This window comes from Variovorax sp. TBS-050B (genome assembly GCF_029893635.1).
Lineage (GTDB): Bacteria > Pseudomonadota > Gammaproteobacteria > Burkholderiales > Burkholderiaceae_C > Variovorax.
In genome coordinates this window covers 2,709,961-2,725,309 of the sequence record NZ_JARXYR010000002.1, presented here as the reverse complement: position 1 = coordinate 2,725,309, position 15,349 = coordinate 2,709,961, and the positions used below count along the sequence as shown (strand labels likewise).

The following is a 15,349-nucleotide window of genomic DNA, read 5'->3' as shown; positions in this document are numbered from 1 at the left end:
ATGGACATCCGCGCGCTGAGGTATTTCGCCGCCGTGGCCGAGACCGGCCACATGACGCGCGCCGCGGAGCAGCTCGGCATCCAGCAGCCGCCGCTGAGCCTGCAGATCAAGGCGCTGGAGCGCGAGCTCGGCGTGCTGCTGTTCCGCCGCCATCCGCGCGGCGTGGCGCTCACCGACGCGGGCCGGCTGTTCCAGGTGGAGGCGCTGCGCATGCTGCAGGACATGGAGGCGATGAAGCAGCGCATGGCGCGCGTGGCGAGCGGCCAGGAGGGCACGCTGGCCGTCGGCTTCACCAGCTCGGCCGCGGCGCACCGCTTCATGCCGGGCGCGCTGCGCGCCTTCCGCCGCGCCCATCCGGGGGTCGAGCTGCAGCTGCGCGAGGACAACGCCGCCGAACTGACCGAGGCGCTCGCGGCCGGCCGGCTGCACTGCGGCCTGCTGCGCGTGCCGGTGGCGCGCCCCGAGGGGCTTTCGTTCGAAACGCTGCTGCGCGAGCCCGTGCTGGTCGCCATGCCCAGCGACCATCGCCTTGCACGCGGCAGGGGCAGCCGCGCATTGCCGCTCGCCAGGCTCTGCGAGGAAGGCATCATCCTCGTGCGCCGCCCCGGCGCGCCCGGCCTCTACGCCGACCTGCTCGCGCTGTGCCATGCCAAGGGCCTGCGCCCGCGCGTGGTGGCCGAAGTCGATCGCATGATGACCAACCTGAACCTCGTGGCCGCCGGTGTCGGCCTCTCGGTGGTGCCGGCCTCGATGGCCGGCGTGCACGCGCATGCGATCGCCTATGCGCGCCTCGCCGACGGCGGCCAGCTCGATGCGCCGCTCACGCTGGTGTCGCGGGCGGAAGAAGACAACCTGCCGGCGCAGCATTTCGCGGCGCTGCTGCGCGAGCTCGCGCGCAAGGACCCGCGCTCATGAGCCCGCGCCCGCCGGCCCGCCGGCGCTTCGTGGCTTGGACGGGCGCGGCGCTCGCGGCCGCATGCGCCGCGCCGCACCGGGCGTTCGCCGCCGCGCCGCCGTGGCCGCAGCGTCCGGTCCGGCTCATCGTGGTGTACCCGCCCGGCGGCGTCAGCGACGGCATGGCGCGCGCGCTCGCCGAGCCGCTCGCGCAGGCGCTCGGCGTGCCGGTGCTGATCGAGAACCGCGCCGGCGCGGGCGGCAGCGTCGGCATGGATGCGCTTGCGCGCGCCGCGCCCGACGGCCACACCCTCGCCTTCTCGGCCATCAGCCCGCTCACGCTGCATCCGCTGCTCGCGCACGTGCCCTACGACCCGCTGCGCACCTTCGTGCCGGTCGCGAGCGTGATGCGCACGCCGGTGCTGGTGGTGGGCACGCCGGCCTTCGCGGGCCGCAGCTTCGCAGACCTCGTCGCCATCGCGCGCAGCCGCCCGGGCGCGATGCGATGGGCGACCTCGGGCGTCGCGACCATCGGGCACATGGTGCTCGCGCAGGTGCGCCTGCAGGGCCGCCTCGACATCACGCACATTCCCTACCAGGGCGGCGGCCCGCAGCTCAACGATGCGCTGAGCGGCCAGTTCGAGCTGCTGTCGACCAACGTCGCCGCGCAGCAGTTGCAGTACATCGAAAGCGGCCGGCTGCGCGCGCTCGCGGTGGGCGCGCCCGCGCGCATCGAGGCGCTGCCGGCGGTGCCCACGCTCGCCGAACTCGGCTTCGAGCGCGCCAACCGCGATTCGCTCTTCGGCGTCTTCGCGCCCGCGCGCACGCCGGCCGCCGTGGTGCAGCGGCTCAATGGCGAGATCAACCGGCTGCTCGGCGGCGAGCCGCTGCGCGCACGGCTGCGCGACGCGTACAACATTCCCGCCGCGGGCAGCAGCGAGGACTTCGCGATGGAGATCGCGGCGGACCGGCGGCGCAATCGCGCGCTGGTGGCGGGGGATCGCGCGCAGTTCGACTGAAGCTCAGGCTTCGGCGGCCCACAACCCGGGGTAGTCCCGCACGAACCCGTCTTCCGTCACGCGCAGCGTGGCCGCGTAGTCGAAGCGCTTCGCCTCGTAGGCATAGGCATCGGCGCCGGTGCGTTCGTAGCGCTGCATCAGCTCGCTGAGCACGCCGCCGCCGTCGAGGTCGACCCAGGCGGCCGGGGCATCGGCGCCCTCGCCTTCGGCCAGGTGGATGCGGCGCAGCTGCAGCAGGTTGGTGGCGGGCGTGAAGCCCAGGTCGAGGTCGACGCAGTGCGAGAGGTCGGGCACGGGCTGGTCGTTGAGCTTCCAGTGGCCGCGCGCGTCGCGCGCGATCGCGAGGTCGACGGCCTCACCGCCGAGCCAGCCGCGCACGGTGCCCCACTGGGTGTGCCAGTGCAGGTCGCAGCGCACGCGGTAGTGGAGCTGGCCGATGCGGCCGTCCTCGAGGCGGAACACGGCGGCGCCGTCGAGCTGCCACGCGGTGGCGTTGCGTTCGAGCCGGCAGGCGTCATGGCCCGGTGCGTCGAGCCTGCGCCACAGGATGGATGCGACGGTTTGCATGCCGTGCATGATGGCCCGAGCGGGCGGCCGAGGCAAGCCTCGTCAGGGCGCGAGCGCGGCGAGCACGTGGTCGAGGAATTCGCGCGCGCTCGATCCGAAGTCCGGCGGCTGCCAGGCACGCTCGAACAGGCGCGCGAAATCGGCTTCGAGCGCGGTGTGGGTCTGCAGGAAATCGGCGATCTCGGCGCGCAGCGCCGCGCGCTCGGCCGGCGTGGAAGCCTGGTTGTAGTCGGCCATGATCTCGGCGCCGGTCTCGCCGTAGAGCAGGTCGGCATCCTGGCCGAAGTAGACCTGGGTGAGGTTCTCGATGAGTTCGTAGCGGTTCATGGGGCTTCTCTTCTTCTGCTGCTGCGGGTGGTGGTCGAGATCGGTGCGCAAGCATGCCACGCCGTGCCATGCCGCTACCATCGGCCGCTCGACCACCCGAGGAGCGCATGTGGAATCCTGGTTCGCCGACGCCAAGCCGATCGACTCGCTCGAGCCCGAGATCGCTTTTCTGCTCTCGGAAGAACTCCGCGCCGTGGCCCACCTGCCGCCCGCGCCGCTCACGCTGCCTTCGTTTCCGCGCGCGGAACGCCTGCGGGCGCGCAGCGTGGAGGTGCCCGGTCACGAGGCGGAGCTCGCCGCCTACTATGCCCGCCTCGCGGCTCTGGCGCGCCGCCAGGGCCTGCGCTTCGACCAGGTGCAGCATTACTTCCGGCTCGACCTGCGGCTCGACAACGAGGCTGCGGACGTGCACCTGTCCTTTCCCTGGCACGACAGCTTCGCGGCCATCGACACCGTGCTCCGGGCGCTGGCCGGCCCGGACGAAGGCCTGGTCTACGACGACCAGGACCAGGGCTGGGCGGTGGAGATCTGGGCGCGCAACGGCACGCTCTACATCCGCGAGCGCGATCCGGAGACCGACGACGACCCGGGCCTGGCCGTCGCGCTGCCCAGGGCCGGTCTGCAGGCCCGCATCGCGCCGCTGCGCGAGCGCACCGCGAAGCTCGTGGCCGCTCTTGCGAAGGAGCCCGGGCCGCCGATGTGGCCGGGCGACACGGCGCCAGCGACCTGGGCGCCCGATCCGCGCTGACACCCACCCGCGCCGCACGCCCGGCGGCGGCGGCATCCCCGGCTACTTCAGTGCGGCCAGCACGTGCTCGAGGAATTCGCGCAGCGTGGACCCGAAGTCTTCCGGCTGGGCCGGGCGCTCGAACCAGCGTGGAAAGTCGGTTTCGAGGTCCGGGTGCGAGCGCATGAAATCGACGATCTCGACGCGCAGCGCCTCCAGTTCGGCGGGCGTGCAGGCCTTGCGGTACTCGGCCATGACTTCGGCGCCGGTCTCGCCGAAGTATTCGTAGTCCTGGCCGAAGTAGACCTTGGTGAGGTTGTCGATGAGTTCGTAGCGCTTCATGGCGATTCGACCGCGGCGTTCAGAAGGGATGCGCCGTCAGGATGTAGTACGGCATCCCGTTGTAGCTCTTCATGTTGAGGATCACGCGCACGTTGCTCAGCTGGCTCACGGTGGTGCTGCCGCGCTGCACGCCGATGCCCACCACGCTGCCGAAGTTGTGCTCGAAGGCCATGGGCTTGGAGCCCACGGCGGCCGAGCGCGACCATGCCTTGATGGCTCTGGCGTTGGCACGAACGGTGGCGCTGATGGCGCGCTCCGCCACGTCGAGGTTGTGGAACGAGGACACCTTGGGCAGCGAGGGCTTGTTCGCCAGCCGCTGGAACAGTTCCACTTCTGTCTTGCCGACATGCTCCCGGATCGCATGGCCGCCGATCTTCGTGCCCGCCGGTCCTTCATGCCGCAGCAGGTCGACCGGGTCGAGCCGGAACCTGCTGGCGCGCACCGCGATCACGCGCGCCGCGCCGAGGCCGGCCGCCACGGTCAGCGGCACCGCGATGTCGACCGCGAGGCCGATGCCCTCGGCGGTCTCTCGCGAGGCGCCGAGCGCCTCGGCGGCCGAGCTCGCGGTCACGGCGGTGGCGGTGCGCTGCGGCACGCCGGTCCAGACCTGGCGGCCCGAGGTCGCGAGGGTGTCGAAGCCGTGCACGCCGAGCACCACGCAGCCGGCCTTGGTGACCATGGTGGGCTCGGGCGCGACGCACAGCACGCCGGCGCCGAGCAGCTCGACCACCCCGCCCACGAGCCCGACCGTGCCCCAGATCCGGTTGCTGAGGCTCGCGGATTCGGGCACCTCCTCGTTGCCGAGCACCGCCGCCATCTGCACCGGCGTCAGCGCGATGGTCATACCTTCGACTTCGTCATCCATGCCGGATTCCTTTCGTTGCCATGCCTTGCTTCATGCCATCGGACGGTCGCGCCGGGGGCTGCCCGGGGCCGTTGTCGGCCCGCATTCTGGCATGCGATCGGCGCGCCGCAGCAGAGACCGCCGGGCCGCGAGACAATCGGCGGCGTGAGCCCTCCGCCCGTGCCCAAGCCCCCGATCCGCCGCATCGCCCACCTCGACATGGACGCCTTCTACGCGTCGGTCGAGCTGCTGCGCTATCCGCAGCTCAAGGGCCTGCCGGTGGTGATCGGCGGCGGCCGGCGCAGCGTGGACGAGGCGCTGCGCAACCTGCCGCCCGGCGGCACGCTGGCCGACATTCCGGTCGAGGCCTTCGCGCGCCTCAGGGACTACGTGGGCCGCGGCGTGATCACCACCGCCACCTACCCGGCGCGGCAGTTCGGCGTGGGCTCGGCCATGGGCCTGATGAAGGCCGCCAAGCTCTGCCCGCAGGCGATCCTGCTGCCGGTCGACTTCGACGAGATCCGCCAGTTCTCGCGCACCTTCAAGAAGATCATCACCGACATCGCGCCGGTGATGGAGGACCGCGGCGTGGACGAGGTGTACATCGACTTCACCGAGGTGCCCGGCGGCCAGCGCGAGGGCGGGCGCACGCTGGCGCGGCTGATCCAGAAGGCGATCTTCGACGCCACCGGCCTGACCTGCTCGATCGGCGTGGCGCCCAACAAGCTCATTGCCAAGATGGCGAGCGAATTCAACAAGCCCAACGGCATCTCGATCGTCCACGAGGAGGACCTCGAGACCCGCATCTGGCCGCTGCCCTGCCGCAAGGTGAACGGCATCGGCCCCAAGGCCGACGAGAAGCTCAAGCGCCTGGGCATCGAGACCATCGGCCAGCTCGCCGCCTGCGAGCGCGGCTGGCTGATCGAGCACTTCGGCAAGTCGACCGGCGCCTGGATGCACGAGGTGGCCTGGGGCCGCGACGACCGGCCGGTGGTCACCGAGAGCGAACCGGTCTCGATGAGCCGCGAGACCACCTTCGAGCGCGACCTGCATGCGGTGCGCGACCGCGCCGAACTGGGCGCGATCTTCACGCACCTGTGCACCAAGGTGGCCGAGGACCTGCAGCGCAAGGGCTACGTCGGCAAGACCATCGGCATCAAGCTGCGCTACGACGACTTCAAGATCGCCACGCGCGACCAGACGATCGACCGCTTCACCAACGACGCGAAGACGATCCGCCACACCGGCGGCCTGTGCCTCAAGCGCGTGCCGCTGGAGCGGCCGCTGCGCCTCCTGGGCGTGCGCGTGGGCGCGCTCGCGAGGGCCGACAGCCCCGAGGCGCTCGCGCCCGCCGGCACGCCCGCCGCGCGCGGGCGCGCGGAGCCGGTGGCGACCACCGCGTCGCTGTTCTGACGCACGGCCGATGAGACGCTGGCTCCGCTGCGCAGCCTTCGCGCTGCTGGCGCTCGCGGCGGCGGCGCTGCTGTACGTGGGCACGGCCTGCGCGCTGATGTTCTGGCCCGCCAACGCGGGCGCGCGTGCACCCGCCACCGGCACGCCAACGGTCGAAGCCTGGGTGCTGAGCAACGGCGTGCACACCGATCTGGTGTTCCCGATCCGCTCGGCCACCATCGACTGGCGAGAGCTCTTTCCGCCGGCGCATTTCAAGGCCGTGGCGCCCGATGCCGAGTTCGTTGCCATCGGCTGGGGCGACCGCGAGTTCTACCTGCACACGCCGACCTGGGCCGACCTCACCGCGGCGCGCGCCTTCGGCGCCATGCTGGGCGGCAACCGCGCGCTGCTGCACGTGACCTACCTGACACGCGCCCAGCTGCGGCACGGCGCCTACCGGCTGCCGCTCTCGCAGCCGCAGTACGCGCGGCTGGCGGACCACGTCCGCGCGACGCTGACCGGCGGCCGTGCCACGCCCATCGCCGGCGCGCACTACGGCAACGACGACGCCTTCTACGAAGCCGAAGGCGGCTATCACCTGTTCGAGACCTGCAACACCTGGACCGGCCGCGCGCTGCGCCAGGCGGGCGTGACGGTGAGCCGCTGGACGCCGTTCGACTTCAACGTGACCTGGCATCTGCAGCCGGTGCGGCCGCCGCCCTGAAAAGGGAGGCTCAGGGCTTCGGCACGCCGGCCTGCCAGCGCGGCCAGTTCGCGACGATGTGGTCGACCATGCGCGTGCCCACCAGCGCGACGTTCTCGACCGTCTCGGCGAATCCGCCGGCCGTCTCGCCGGGCGCCGGGTCCAGGTGCTGCAGCGTGGTTTCGTTCGGGCTGCCCTGGTCGAAGTTGACCGCGCCGCGCAGGCTCATCACGCGGTCGGTGCCGTGGCTGCGCCGGATCACCAGCGTGATCGCCGCGGCTTCCATCTCGGTGATGACGTAGTCGTCGGCGCCGTAGAGCCTGGCGATGTACTGCGCCTGCTTCGACATGCCGGGGCCGTGGAAGAAGGTGTCGCCGGTCATGTGGGTGCCGGTGCCCACGAACGGGGCGCGCCGCGCGGCCGCGTCCGGGTAGCGCAGGCGGTACTTGCGCGCGCTGTCGGCGTCCTTGAGCGGCGTGTTCGCCGTGAGCTTCATGGCCCATGCGACCAGGTCGGGGTTGAGCCTGAAGCGGCGGTATTCCTCGTAGCCCTTGCGCGGCATGAAGGTGGGCTCGCCGGGCTTGTTCTCCTCGGGGGCCCAGCGATGGCCGAGGTCGTAGTCCACGAGCCAGGTGCCCCAGTTCACTTCGCCGATGGTGCCGCGCGCGGGCGGCGTGCCGGCCACGCCCGAGATCATGTAGTAGGTCTCGGAGAAATCGAAGCGCGGATCGAGCAGGATGGCCTGCATCGACGACGACGAATTGACCTTGCCCATGCCGAGCACCGCGCCGCACACGCCGTCGGCATTGCAGTACGCCGGCTGCAGCGCACCGCGCACGGCGATGGGCGTCGCGCCCCTCCAGTAGCGCTCGTACCAGTGCTGGAACTCGCCCGCACGGTCGCCGCTGTTCTGGCCGATCTCGAACATGGCGGCCACGAAGACCTTCACCTTGATCGGTGCGGCCGTGGCGGTGGGCGCGGCCGGCGCGGGCGCGGTCGACGCGGTGGGTGCGGCGCAGCCTGCCATGAGCAGTGCCGCGGCACACAGGGGAAGCCAGTGCGCGAAGGCGGACGAGCGGGGGGAAGACACCATGGGTTCGAACTCCAAGTCAAGACGAAAGCGCCTCCATCGCACCAGCGGCGATTGCGGCGTCCTACAGGCACGCATTGTCGGCGCAGGCACAAGGCGGGGTACTCAGCACGCAACCTCCATGCCGGCCCGCTCCACATCGACTGCCTCGACCACCCCGCCCGCGAAACCGGCAGCCACGGCCGCGCCCATCGCCAACGGCCTCGTCTACGTGAACCCCGACATGCCGGGCATCCGCCGGCTGAAGCACGGCGACAAGTTCCGCTACCGCGATGCCGCGGGCCGCTGGGTGCGCGATCCCGACGAGCTCTCGCGCATCCGCATGCTCGCGATACCGCCGGCCTACACCGACGTGTGGATCTGCCCGCTGCCCAACGGCCACCTGCAGGCCACCGGCATCGATGCGCGCGGGCGCAAGCAGTACCGCTACCACCCCGACTGGCGGCTGTTCAAGGACGAGACCAAGTTCGAGCGCCTCGAAGCCTTCGCGCTCGCGCTGCCGCGCATCCGCGCGCGCGTGGCGCGCGACCTGCAGGAAGGCGCCGCGAACAAGGTGCCGGGGCGCCAGCAGGTGCTGGCCGCCCTGGTGCGGCTGCTCGACACCACGCTGCTGCGCGTGGGCAACGAGGAGTACGCGAGCAGCAACGGCTCCTTCGGCCTCACCACGCTGCGCAACCGCCACGCGGCCGTGCAGGGCGCGGCGCTGAAGCTGCGCTTTCGCGGCAAGAGCGGCGTGATGCACGAGGCGAAGCTCGACGATCCGCGTGTGGCGAAGGTGGTGCGCCAGTGCCAGCAGCTGCCGGGCCAGGCGCTGTTCCAGTACCAGGACGAGGAGGACGGCGAATTGCGCAGCGTGTCCTCCACCGACGTGAACGACTACCTCGCCGAGGCCTCGCCGGGCGAACGCTTCACCGCGAAGGACTTCCGCACCTGGCACGGCACGGTGCAGGCGCTCGAACTCACGCGCCTGGCCTGCGAGCCGGGCCGCACTGCCGCGGACGGCAGCCGCTACACGGCCAAGGAGATCCTGGCGACGGTCGCCAGGCAGCTCGGCAACACGCCCGCGGTGTGCAAGAAGGCATACGTGCATCCGGCCGTGCTCGCGCTCGGCAGCGCGCTCGCGGGCGATGCGGACGATCCCTCGGCGGAGGTGCTGCGCAAGATGTCGGCGCGCACCGCGGCCGCGGGCCGCACGCGCGGGCTGCATGCGCCGGAGCAGCGGCTGCTCGCCTTCCTGCGGCTGCACCGGCGGAAGCTGGCGCGCGAACTGCGCGAGGCGCGCGGGCCGGCGCGCAGAAAGAAAGCTCAGCCCGCGGCGAGCGCGAAGCAGACGCTGTCGCGCTCCAGTGCCACCGTGTAGCCGAGGTCCTCGGCCAGGCTCTGCAGCGCGACCGCATCGATCGCGAGCGCGCGCGGCGCGCGGTGCGCATCGAGCACCGGGCTGGTGCCGCCCGATTCGCGCGGCGTGCCGTTCAGGCACACCGCATCGTCGCCGCGCGCTTCGATGCGGATCGAGCCGGTCTCGGTCTCGCTGTCGTGCAGGTAGCCGAGCGCGCCGAGGAACAGGTAGCGCAACGCGGCGCCCTGCGGCCACCGGGTCTCGTCGCGGCCGCCGTCGGGCGCGAGCGCGGGGTCGACCTCGAGCACGATGCCGTGCATGTCGAAGGCCGCGCGCATCAGGCCCACGCACTGCGCCACCAGCGCGCTGCGCGTGATGCCGTCGTCGGTGGTCGCCAGCTCCCAGTCGCGCAGCGAGCGGACGCCGTCGACCAGCTCGGACATCTGGTGGTCGATCAGCGCGACGCGCTCCTCGCAGGCCGCGGCATCGATGGCCGGCGCGCCGATCTGGCGCTTGAGCATCAGCAGCGCCATGCGCATCACCGACACAGGCGCCGCCATGTCGTGGCGCAGGGCGGGCAATGCGCGGGTCAGCAGTTCGTGGCGCACACCGGCGGCGATCCAGCTACGGGCCCCGGGCGAGGCCTTCATCGCGCATTGGGAGCAGAGGGTTCCGCCCCGGTGGTTGGGTGGGCCCGCACCGGGGTGCGGGGCGCGGCAATGGGCACGTTCACGTTGCGCGTCCTGAAGCGAAGAAGAGGCGAGAAGTATCGGGCCCGCCCCTGCCGCCGGGTGTAGGAGCGTGCCTACGGTTTCTGATGCGGCAAGTGGAAGCTGCTGCGGGTAACGCGATGCAAGGGGCGCCGCGGCAGCGCGCCCGCGCGGGCTCGCTGTTCAGGGCTTGCCGAGGTAGACGCGCACGTCCTTCACCTCGACGCCCGCCGCCGCGACGGCCGAGCGCAGCTGCGCCTCGGTCACGCCCAGGGTCTGGGTCCAGTAGCGCACCTCGTGCGGCTCGTTCACGTTGATGCGGCTGCGGTCCTGCGGGCCGCGCTTGTTCGGATCGTCTGCCATGGTGTGTTTCCTTTTTCGATGCGAGCGTGGGACGGGCGTCTGCCGTCCCGCTCGATGCAGCGACGATGCGCCGCCGCGCGCCCGCCCCCTGGAGGACGGCGGCGCGGGCGCATGCAGGAAATGTCCGAATCAGCGGTGCGCGCGCGCCAGCAGTTCGCGCTTGAGCAGCTTGCCGTTGGCGGTGGTCGGCATCGCGTCGATGGTCTCGATGCGCGCGGGCCGCTTGTACGGCGACAGGTGCTGCGCGAGGTGCACGCGCAGTCCCGCCGCGTCGAGCACGGCGCCGGGTGCCATCTGCACGAAGGCGACGATCTGCTCGTTGCCGTCGGCCTCGGGCACGCCGACGACGGCGCAGAGCTCGACGCCGGCGAAGCGGCCGATCGCCGCCTCGATCTCCGCGGGGTACACGTTGAAGCCCGAGCGGATGATCATCTCCTTGAGCCGGCCGACCACGAAGAGCGCGCCGTCCGCACCGAAGCGACCGAGGTCGCCGCTCGCATACCAGCCGCCCGGCCGCATCACCTGCGCCGTGGCGGCCGCATCGCGGAAGTAGCCGAGCATCAGGCCCGGGCCGCGCAGCCAGATCTCGCCTGTCTCGCCCGCGGGCAGGTCGATGCCGGCGGGGCCGACGATGCGCGCCTCGCCGCCTTCGACGAGGTGGCCGGCCGCGGTGTCGGCGCGCGGCGCCTCGGTGCGCGTGAGGAACACCGAGCCCGCGTACTCCGACAGCCCGTAGCCGTAGTGCAGCGGCTGGCCGAACAGCGCCTCGACGCGCTGCTTGAGCCCCAGGTCGAGCGGCGCCGAACCGGTATAGACGTAGCGCAGCGCCGGAAAGCGCGGCACCGCGCGCTCGGCCTCGACATGGGCGAGCAGCCGCGCGTACATCGTCGGCGGGCCGAGCAGGTTCGACACCTGCTCGTGCGCGAGCGCCTGCAGCATGTCGGCCGGCGAGAAGCCCGGCCGCAGCACCAGCGCGGCGCCGCCCGTGAGCGCGGCCATCAGCACGGTGCCGAGGCCGAAGATGTGGGTCATCGGCAGGAAGGCGTAGACCCGGTCGCGCTCGCCGAGCGCGCGCACGCCCGCCGAGACGCGCCCGAAATGCAGCAGCCCGCGGTGCGACACCATCACGCCCTTGGGCGTGCCGGAGGTGCCCGAGGTGAAGATGACCGCGGCCGTGTCGGCGAGCGCGGGATCGGCCTCCGGCGTCGCCGCGGCGCGCGCGGCCGATCGCATGACGCCCGGCAGGCCCGCGGCCACCGCGCCCGCGCGCTGCGCATGCTGGCGTGCCGACTCGGACACGCCGGTGGTGAAGCAGGCGAGCCGCGCATCGGCGCGCTCGGCGATGGCCGCGATCTCGCCCGGCGACATGCGCGCATTGACGCCGCACGACCATGCGCCGATGCGGCTGCACGCCATCACCAGCGCGATGTGGGCGGCGCAGTTCTCGGCCACCAGCAGCACGCGGTCAGTGGGCCGCACGCCCGCGGCGCGCAGGTCGTCCGCGGCGGCCTCGGTCATCGCCTGCAGCGCGGCATGCGTGACCGTGCCGCCGGGTTCATGGAGGAACACGCCCGCCGGCGCATGCGATGCGCGCGCTTCGAGCAGCTCGTGGATCCGCGCGGGTGCCATCGGCTATTCCGCCTCGATGCCCTTGGACGCGAGCGCCCACAGGCTGCGGTCGGCCTGGCCCTTGGCGGCGAGCAGCTCGGCGCGGCCCGACCACACGTCGTAGCCCTGTTCGCGCAGGCGGTGCGCGATGTCCTCGCGCGCCAGCGCCTTCTGCGCAGCCGCGTTGATGCGCGCCACCAGCGCCGGTTCCATGCGCGCGGGACCGTAGAGGCCGAACCAGCCGCCTACGTCGAAGCCGGCCACGCCGGACTCGATCATGGTCGGCACCTCGGGGAGCATGCGGTTGCGCTGGCGCGAGGTCACGGCGAGCGCGCGGACCTTGCCCGACTGGATGAAGGGCCGCGAGGTCGCGATGATGTCGAACATCATCGTCACCGTGCCCGCCATCACGTCCGCGAGCGCCGGCGCGCTGCCCTTGTACGGCACGTGCGTGAGCTGCACGCCGGCCATCTTCTCGAGCAGTGCGCCGCTCAGGTGGTTCGAGGCGCCGATGCCGGCCGAGCCGTAGAACACCTTGCCGGGACGCGCCTTGGCATACGCCAGCAGCTCGGCCACGTTCTGCACCGGCAGGTCCTTGTTGACCACGAGCACGTTGGTGTAGTCCACCAGCGGCGCGATCGGCACCAGGTCCTTCATCGGGTCGAAAGGCATGCGGCGCTGGATGTGGGGATTGATCGTGATCGTCGGGCTCGCGCCGAAGAAGAGCAGCGCGGCATCGGGCGCCGCCCTCGCCACCACGTCGCCGCCGACCGAGCCACTCGCGCCCGGCCGGTTGTCCACGATCACCTGCGTGCCGAGTTCCTGCGCCAGCGCCGGTGCGAGCAGGCGCGCGGCCCCGTCGACCGGACCGCCGGCCGAGTAGCCGACCACGAGCTTGACGAGCGGCGGCAGCGCCGGCTGCTGCGCCAGCGCCTCTCCGGGCAGCGCGGCAAGGAGCGCCCCGCCCCCGAGTGCGGCGATGGCGTGGCGGCGGGTGATCTCGTGGCATGTCATGGGCTTGTCTCCTGGGGTTGTGAGCGCGAGGGCCGGTTCACAGGTCGAGGACCTGCCGCGCGAGGATGTTGCGCTGTATCTCGTTGGTGCCGCCGTAGATCATGGCGGCCGTCGAACCGATGAGCGGCGAGAGCACGTTGAAGCTCTGGCCGTCGAGCAGCTGGTCGCCCGCGACGGCGCCCTGCTCTTCGCCGGCCTCCACCAGCAGCGCGCCGATGCGGTGGAAGGTTTCGCTCGCCCAGACCTTCAGCAGCGAGACCGAGGGCGGCAGCGGCCGGCCCGCGCGCACCATGTCGGCGAAGTGCGTGTAGGCCGCGCCCAGGTCGGCCACGTCGAGCCGCAGCGCCGCGAAGCGCTGCGCGAACACCGGGTCGGCAAAGAGCCGCCGCGCCTCCGCCAGCCGCGCGAGCTGGCCGAGCGCGTACTGCGACTGCTTGGGGCTGCCGAGGAAGATGCGCTCGAAGCCGAGCAGCGCCTTGGCGATGGCCCAGCCGCCGTGGAGCGTGCCCACGAGGTTTTCGGCCGGCACGCGCACGCCGTCGAAGAACACTTCGCAGAACTCGGGCTCGCCCGAGAGCGTGCGGATCGGACGCACCGTGATGCCCGGCGTGCGCAGGTCGCACAGCAGGAAGCTGATGCCCTCCTGCTTGCGCGCGGCGCGGTCGGTGCGCACGAGCATGAAGATGTGGTTGGCGTCCTGCGCCAGCGTGGTCCAGATCTTCTGGCCGTTGACGATGAAGTGCTCGCCCTCGGCATCGCGGCCTGCGACCGCCTCGGTGCGCAGCCCCGCGAGGTCGGAGCCCGCGCCGGGCTCCGAATAGCCCTGGCACCACACATGCTCGCCGCTCAGGATGCGCGGCAGGAAGCGGCGCTGCTGCTCGGGCGTGCCGTGCTGGATCAGCAGCGGCCCGATCATCACGATGCCCTGGTCGGGCGCGCGCGCGACGCCGTGCTGCTCCAGCTCCTCGATCCAGGCGATGAGCTTGTCGGCGGGAAGGCCCATGCCGCCGTGCGCCTGCGGCCAGGCGGGCGCGATCCAGCCCTGCGCCGAGAGCGTGAGGTACCAATCGCGGATCTCGTGCCAGCGCGCCCGGTGCGAAAGGTAGCGCAGATGCTGCGGATAGCGCTGCTGCAGGAAGGCACGCACCATGCGGCGGAAGTCGGCCTCGGGCATCGCGTCCCAATCGGCGCGGCGCGGGAACTCGCCGTTCCAGGCGCCGCCGTCGCCGTGCGCCTGCACGCTTCCCGCGAGCACGGCATGGCGGCGCTGGTGCGCCGTGACGTTGCCGAGCCATGCCGACAGCACCAGCGCGCGCTTGTAGTGGAGGCTCAGGTCGCACTCCTGCGTGTAGCCGATGGCGCCGTGCAGTTGCACCGCGCTGCGCGAGGCCTGCAGCGCCGCCGCGGTGCAGCGCGCGTTGACGCGGCTCGCCTCGGCCTCCAGCCGCTCGACGGACAGCGCCGGATGCGCGAGCGCCAGCACCTCGCCGAGCGCGGCCTCGGCCAGCTGCAGGTGGATGTACATGTCCACCGCGCGGTGCTGCAGCGCCTGGAACCTGCCGATCGGCTGGCCGAACTGCGTGCGCGTGCGCAGGTACGCGAGCGTGCGCTCGAGCATCGCCTGCCCCGCGCCCAGCAGTTCGGCGGCCTGCAGGATCTGGCCCGCCGCGAGCGCGCGGCGCAGCGCCTCCTCGGCCGCCGGCCCTTCGGCCAGCACCGCCCCGGGCGGCAGCGCGACCTGCTCGAAGCGCAGGCTCGCGGCCTGGCTGCCGTCCACCAGCGGCACCGGCGTTTCGACCACGCCCGCGGTGCCGCGCGGCACCCAGAGCAGCACCGCGTCGCCGCTGCCGCGCGCCGACACCAGCCAGCCGCTCGCCGCCGCGCCGGGCAGCACCATGAGCTTCTCGCCCTGCAGCAGCACGCCGCCCGCATGGCCCGCGCGCGGCTCGCAGCCGCAGGCCAGCGGCACGGCGCTCAGGTCGCCCGCGCTTTCCTGCCACGCGAGCGCGGGCAGACTGCGGCCCACCGCGAGGTCGGCGAGCAGCCGACGCGCGGCCGGCGTGTCGAGCTGGGCGAGCAGCAGCGCGCCGAGCCCGGCCACCGCCAGCAGCGGCTCGGGCGCGGCATGCGCGCCCGCGGCGCGCAGGATCTGGGCCGCGCCCGCGAGGCCGAGCCCCAGGCCCCCGGCCGACTCCGGCGCCAGCATGCCGGCCCAGCCGAGCCCGGCGATCGCGGGCCAGTCCTGCGCCTCGTCGCCGTCCTTTGCTTCGGCGAGCGCGCGCCGCCGCTGCAGCGCGCGGCTGCGGGTGAAGTAGTCGAGCGCGGCCTCGTGCACGGCCGAGAGCGATTCGTTGTCCATCGCCGCAGCGTCGCAGAAGCATGCCGCGCGCGGCATTCGCATTTGCGGAAG

Annotated in this window: 16 protein-coding genes; 6 read left to right on the top strand and 10 right to left on the bottom strand. The window is 72.4% G+C overall.

Annotated elements, in window-relative coordinates; genetic code table 11:
• Both M2165_RS15665 and M2165_RS15660 read left to right on the top strand, forming a co-directional pair.
• A complete protein-coding gene (locus tag M2165_RS15665) occupies positions 1 to 915 on the top strand; it encodes a LysR family transcriptional regulator (RefSeq protein WP_280815527.1) in 915 nt (304 codons plus the stop codon).
• On the top strand, positions 912 to 1,913 hold the full coding sequence (locus tag M2165_RS15660) for a tripartite tricarboxylate transporter substrate binding protein (RefSeq protein WP_280815526.1): 1,002 nt from the start codon (positions 912 to 914) through the stop codon (positions 1,911 to 1,913). The genes M2165_RS15665 and M2165_RS15660 overlap by 4 nt, the downstream gene beginning before the upstream one ends.
• 3 nt (positions 1,914 to 1,916) lie before the next feature.
• Here the strand turns inward: M2165_RS15660 and M2165_RS15655 are convergent, their stop codons facing one another.
• A complete protein-coding gene (locus M2165_RS15655; protein ID WP_280815525.1) occupies positions 1,917 to 2,480 on the bottom strand; it encodes a putative glycolipid-binding domain-containing protein in 564 nt (187 codons plus the stop codon).
• A gap of 42 nt (positions 2,481 to 2,522) precedes the next feature.
• On the bottom strand, positions 2,523 to 2,807 hold the full coding sequence (locus M2165_RS15650; protein WP_280815524.1) for a contact-dependent growth inhibition system immunity protein: 285 nt from the start codon (positions 2,805 to 2,807) through the stop codon (positions 2,523 to 2,525).
• A gap of 109 nt (positions 2,808 to 2,916) precedes the next feature.
• Between M2165_RS15650 and M2165_RS15645 the strand changes: the two genes are divergently transcribed.
• A complete protein-coding gene (locus M2165_RS15645; protein WP_280815523.1) occupies positions 2,917 to 3,555 on the top strand; it encodes a hypothetical protein in 639 nt (212 codons plus the stop codon).
• A gap of 42 nt (positions 3,556 to 3,597) precedes the next feature.
• Here M2165_RS15645 and M2165_RS15640 read toward each other — a convergent pair whose 3' ends face one another.
• Positions 3,598 to 3,876, bottom strand: coding sequence for a contact-dependent growth inhibition system immunity protein (locus tag M2165_RS15640; protein WP_280815522.1), 279 nt, complete (start codon positions 3,874 to 3,876; stop codon positions 3,598 to 3,600).
• 19 nt (positions 3,877 to 3,895) lie between these two features.
• A complete protein-coding gene (locus tag M2165_RS15635; protein WP_280815521.1) occupies positions 3,896 to 4,741 on the bottom strand; it encodes an RNase A-like domain-containing protein in 846 nt (281 codons plus the stop codon).
• Between the two features lie 198 nt (positions 4,742 to 4,939).
• Here M2165_RS15635 and M2165_RS15630 point away from each other — a divergent pair, with 198 nt between their 5' ends.
• Both M2165_RS15630 and M2165_RS15625 read left to right on the top strand, forming a co-directional pair.
• Entirely contained in the window at positions 4,940 to 6,133 is a 1,194-nt protein-coding gene (locus tag M2165_RS15630) for a DNA polymerase IV (RefSeq protein ID WP_280817549.1), read from the top strand.
• A 10-nt stretch (positions 6,134 to 6,143) separates the two neighbouring features.
• On the top strand, positions 6,144 to 6,836 hold the full coding sequence (locus M2165_RS15625; RefSeq protein ID WP_280815520.1) for a TIGR02117 family protein: 693 nt from the start codon (positions 6,144 to 6,146) through the stop codon (positions 6,834 to 6,836).
• Between the two features lie 10 nt (positions 6,837 to 6,846).
• On the opposite strand, the gene M2165_RS15620 is transcribed toward M2165_RS15625, so the two are convergent.
• Entirely contained in the window at positions 6,847 to 7,908 is a 1,062-nt protein-coding gene (locus tag M2165_RS15620) for a purine nucleoside permease (RefSeq protein WP_280815519.1), read from the bottom strand.
• 118 nt (positions 7,909 to 8,026) lie between these two features.
• On the opposite strand from M2165_RS15620, the gene M2165_RS15615 reads away from it, so the two are divergent.
• Positions 8,027 to 9,265, top strand: coding sequence for a DNA topoisomerase IB (locus M2165_RS15615; RefSeq protein ID WP_280815518.1), 1,239 nt, complete (start codon positions 8,027 to 8,029; stop codon positions 9,263 to 9,265).
• Here the strand turns inward: M2165_RS15615 and M2165_RS15610 are convergent.
• The 5 genes from M2165_RS15610 to M2165_RS15590 form a co-directional block, all read right to left on the bottom strand.
• A complete protein-coding gene (locus tag M2165_RS15610) occupies positions 9,211 to 9,894 on the bottom strand; it encodes a hypothetical protein (protein WP_280815517.1) in 684 nt (227 codons plus the stop codon). The two genes, M2165_RS15615 and M2165_RS15610, sit on opposite strands and share 55 nt — an antisense overlap.
• Before the next feature lie 243 nt (positions 9,895 to 10,137).
• Positions 10,138 to 10,317: a DUF3606 domain-containing protein gene (locus M2165_RS15605; protein WP_280815516.1), complete on the bottom strand. Its 180-nt coding sequence runs from the start codon at positions 10,315 to 10,317 to the stop codon at positions 10,138 to 10,140.
• Between the two features lie 129 nt (positions 10,318 to 10,446).
• The gene (locus M2165_RS15600) at positions 10,447 to 11,946 is read right to left on the bottom strand and encodes a class I adenylate-forming enzyme family protein (RefSeq protein ID WP_280815515.1); all 1,500 of its coding nucleotides are present in this window, start codon (positions 11,944 to 11,946) and stop codon (positions 10,447 to 10,449) included.
• A gap of 3 nt (positions 11,947 to 11,949) precedes the next feature.
• Entirely contained in the window at positions 11,950 to 12,939 is a 990-nt protein-coding gene (locus M2165_RS15595; protein ID WP_280815514.1) for a tripartite tricarboxylate transporter substrate binding protein, read from the bottom strand.
• 37 nt (positions 12,940 to 12,976) lie between these two features.
• Complete coding sequence (locus M2165_RS15590; RefSeq protein WP_280815513.1) at positions 12,977 to 15,298, bottom strand: acyl-CoA dehydrogenase family protein; 2,322 nt, start codon at positions 15,296 to 15,298, stop codon at positions 12,977 to 12,979.
• Positions 15,299 to 15,349 lie beyond the last annotated feature (51 nt).

Bases quoted from the DNA above. Each gene is read 5' to 3' on its own strand.
- M2165_RS15665 (WP_280815527.1), top strand. From the start codon at position 1: ATGGACATCCGCGCGCTGAGGTATTTCGCCGCCGTGGCCGAGACCGGC.
- M2165_RS15660 (WP_280815526.1), top strand. From the start codon at position 912: ATGAGCCCGCGCCCGCCGGCCCGCCGGCGCTTCGTGGCTTGGACGGGC.
- M2165_RS15655 (WP_280815525.1), bottom strand. From the start codon at position 2,480: ATGCAAACCGTCGCATCCATCCTGTGGCGCAGGCTCGACGCACCGGGC.
- M2165_RS15650 (WP_280815524.1), bottom strand. From the start codon at position 2,807: ATGAACCGCTACGAACTCATCGAGAACCTCACCCAGGTCTACTTCGGC.
- M2165_RS15640 (WP_280815522.1), bottom strand. From the start codon at position 3,876: ATGAAGCGCTACGAACTCATCGACAACCTCACCAAGGTCTACTTCGGC.
- M2165_RS15635 (WP_280815521.1), bottom strand. From the start codon at position 4,741: ATGGATGACGAAGTCGAAGGTATGACCATCGCGCTGACGCCGGTGCAG.
- M2165_RS15630 (WP_280817549.1), top strand. From the start codon at position 4,940: ATGGACGCCTTCTACGCGTCGGTCGAGCTGCTGCGCTATCCGCAGCTC.
- M2165_RS15625 (WP_280815520.1), top strand. From the start codon at position 6,144: ATGAGACGCTGGCTCCGCTGCGCAGCCTTCGCGCTGCTGGCGCTCGCG.
- M2165_RS15620 (WP_280815519.1), bottom strand. From the start codon at position 7,908: ATGGTGTCTTCCCCCCGCTCGTCCGCCTTCGCGCACTGGCTTCCCCTG.
- M2165_RS15615 (WP_280815518.1), top strand. From the start codon at position 8,027: ATGCCGGCCCGCTCCACATCGACTGCCTCGACCACCCCGCCCGCGAAA.
- M2165_RS15610 (WP_280815517.1), bottom strand. From the start codon at position 9,894: ATGAAGGCCTCGCCCGGGGCCCGTAGCTGGATCGCCGCCGGTGTGCGC.
- M2165_RS15605 (WP_280815516.1), bottom strand. From the start codon at position 10,317: ATGGCAGACGATCCGAACAAGCGCGGCCCGCAGGACCGCAGCCGCATC.
- M2165_RS15600 (WP_280815515.1), bottom strand. From the start codon at position 11,946: ATGGCACCCGCGCGGATCCACGAGCTGCTCGAAGCGCGCGCATCGCAT.
- M2165_RS15595 (WP_280815514.1), bottom strand. From the start codon at position 12,939: ATGACATGCCACGAGATCACCCGCCGCCACGCCATCGCCGCACTCGGG.
- M2165_RS15590 (WP_280815513.1), bottom strand. From the start codon at position 15,298: ATGGACAACGAATCGCTCTCGGCCGTGCACGAGGCCGCGCTCGACTAC.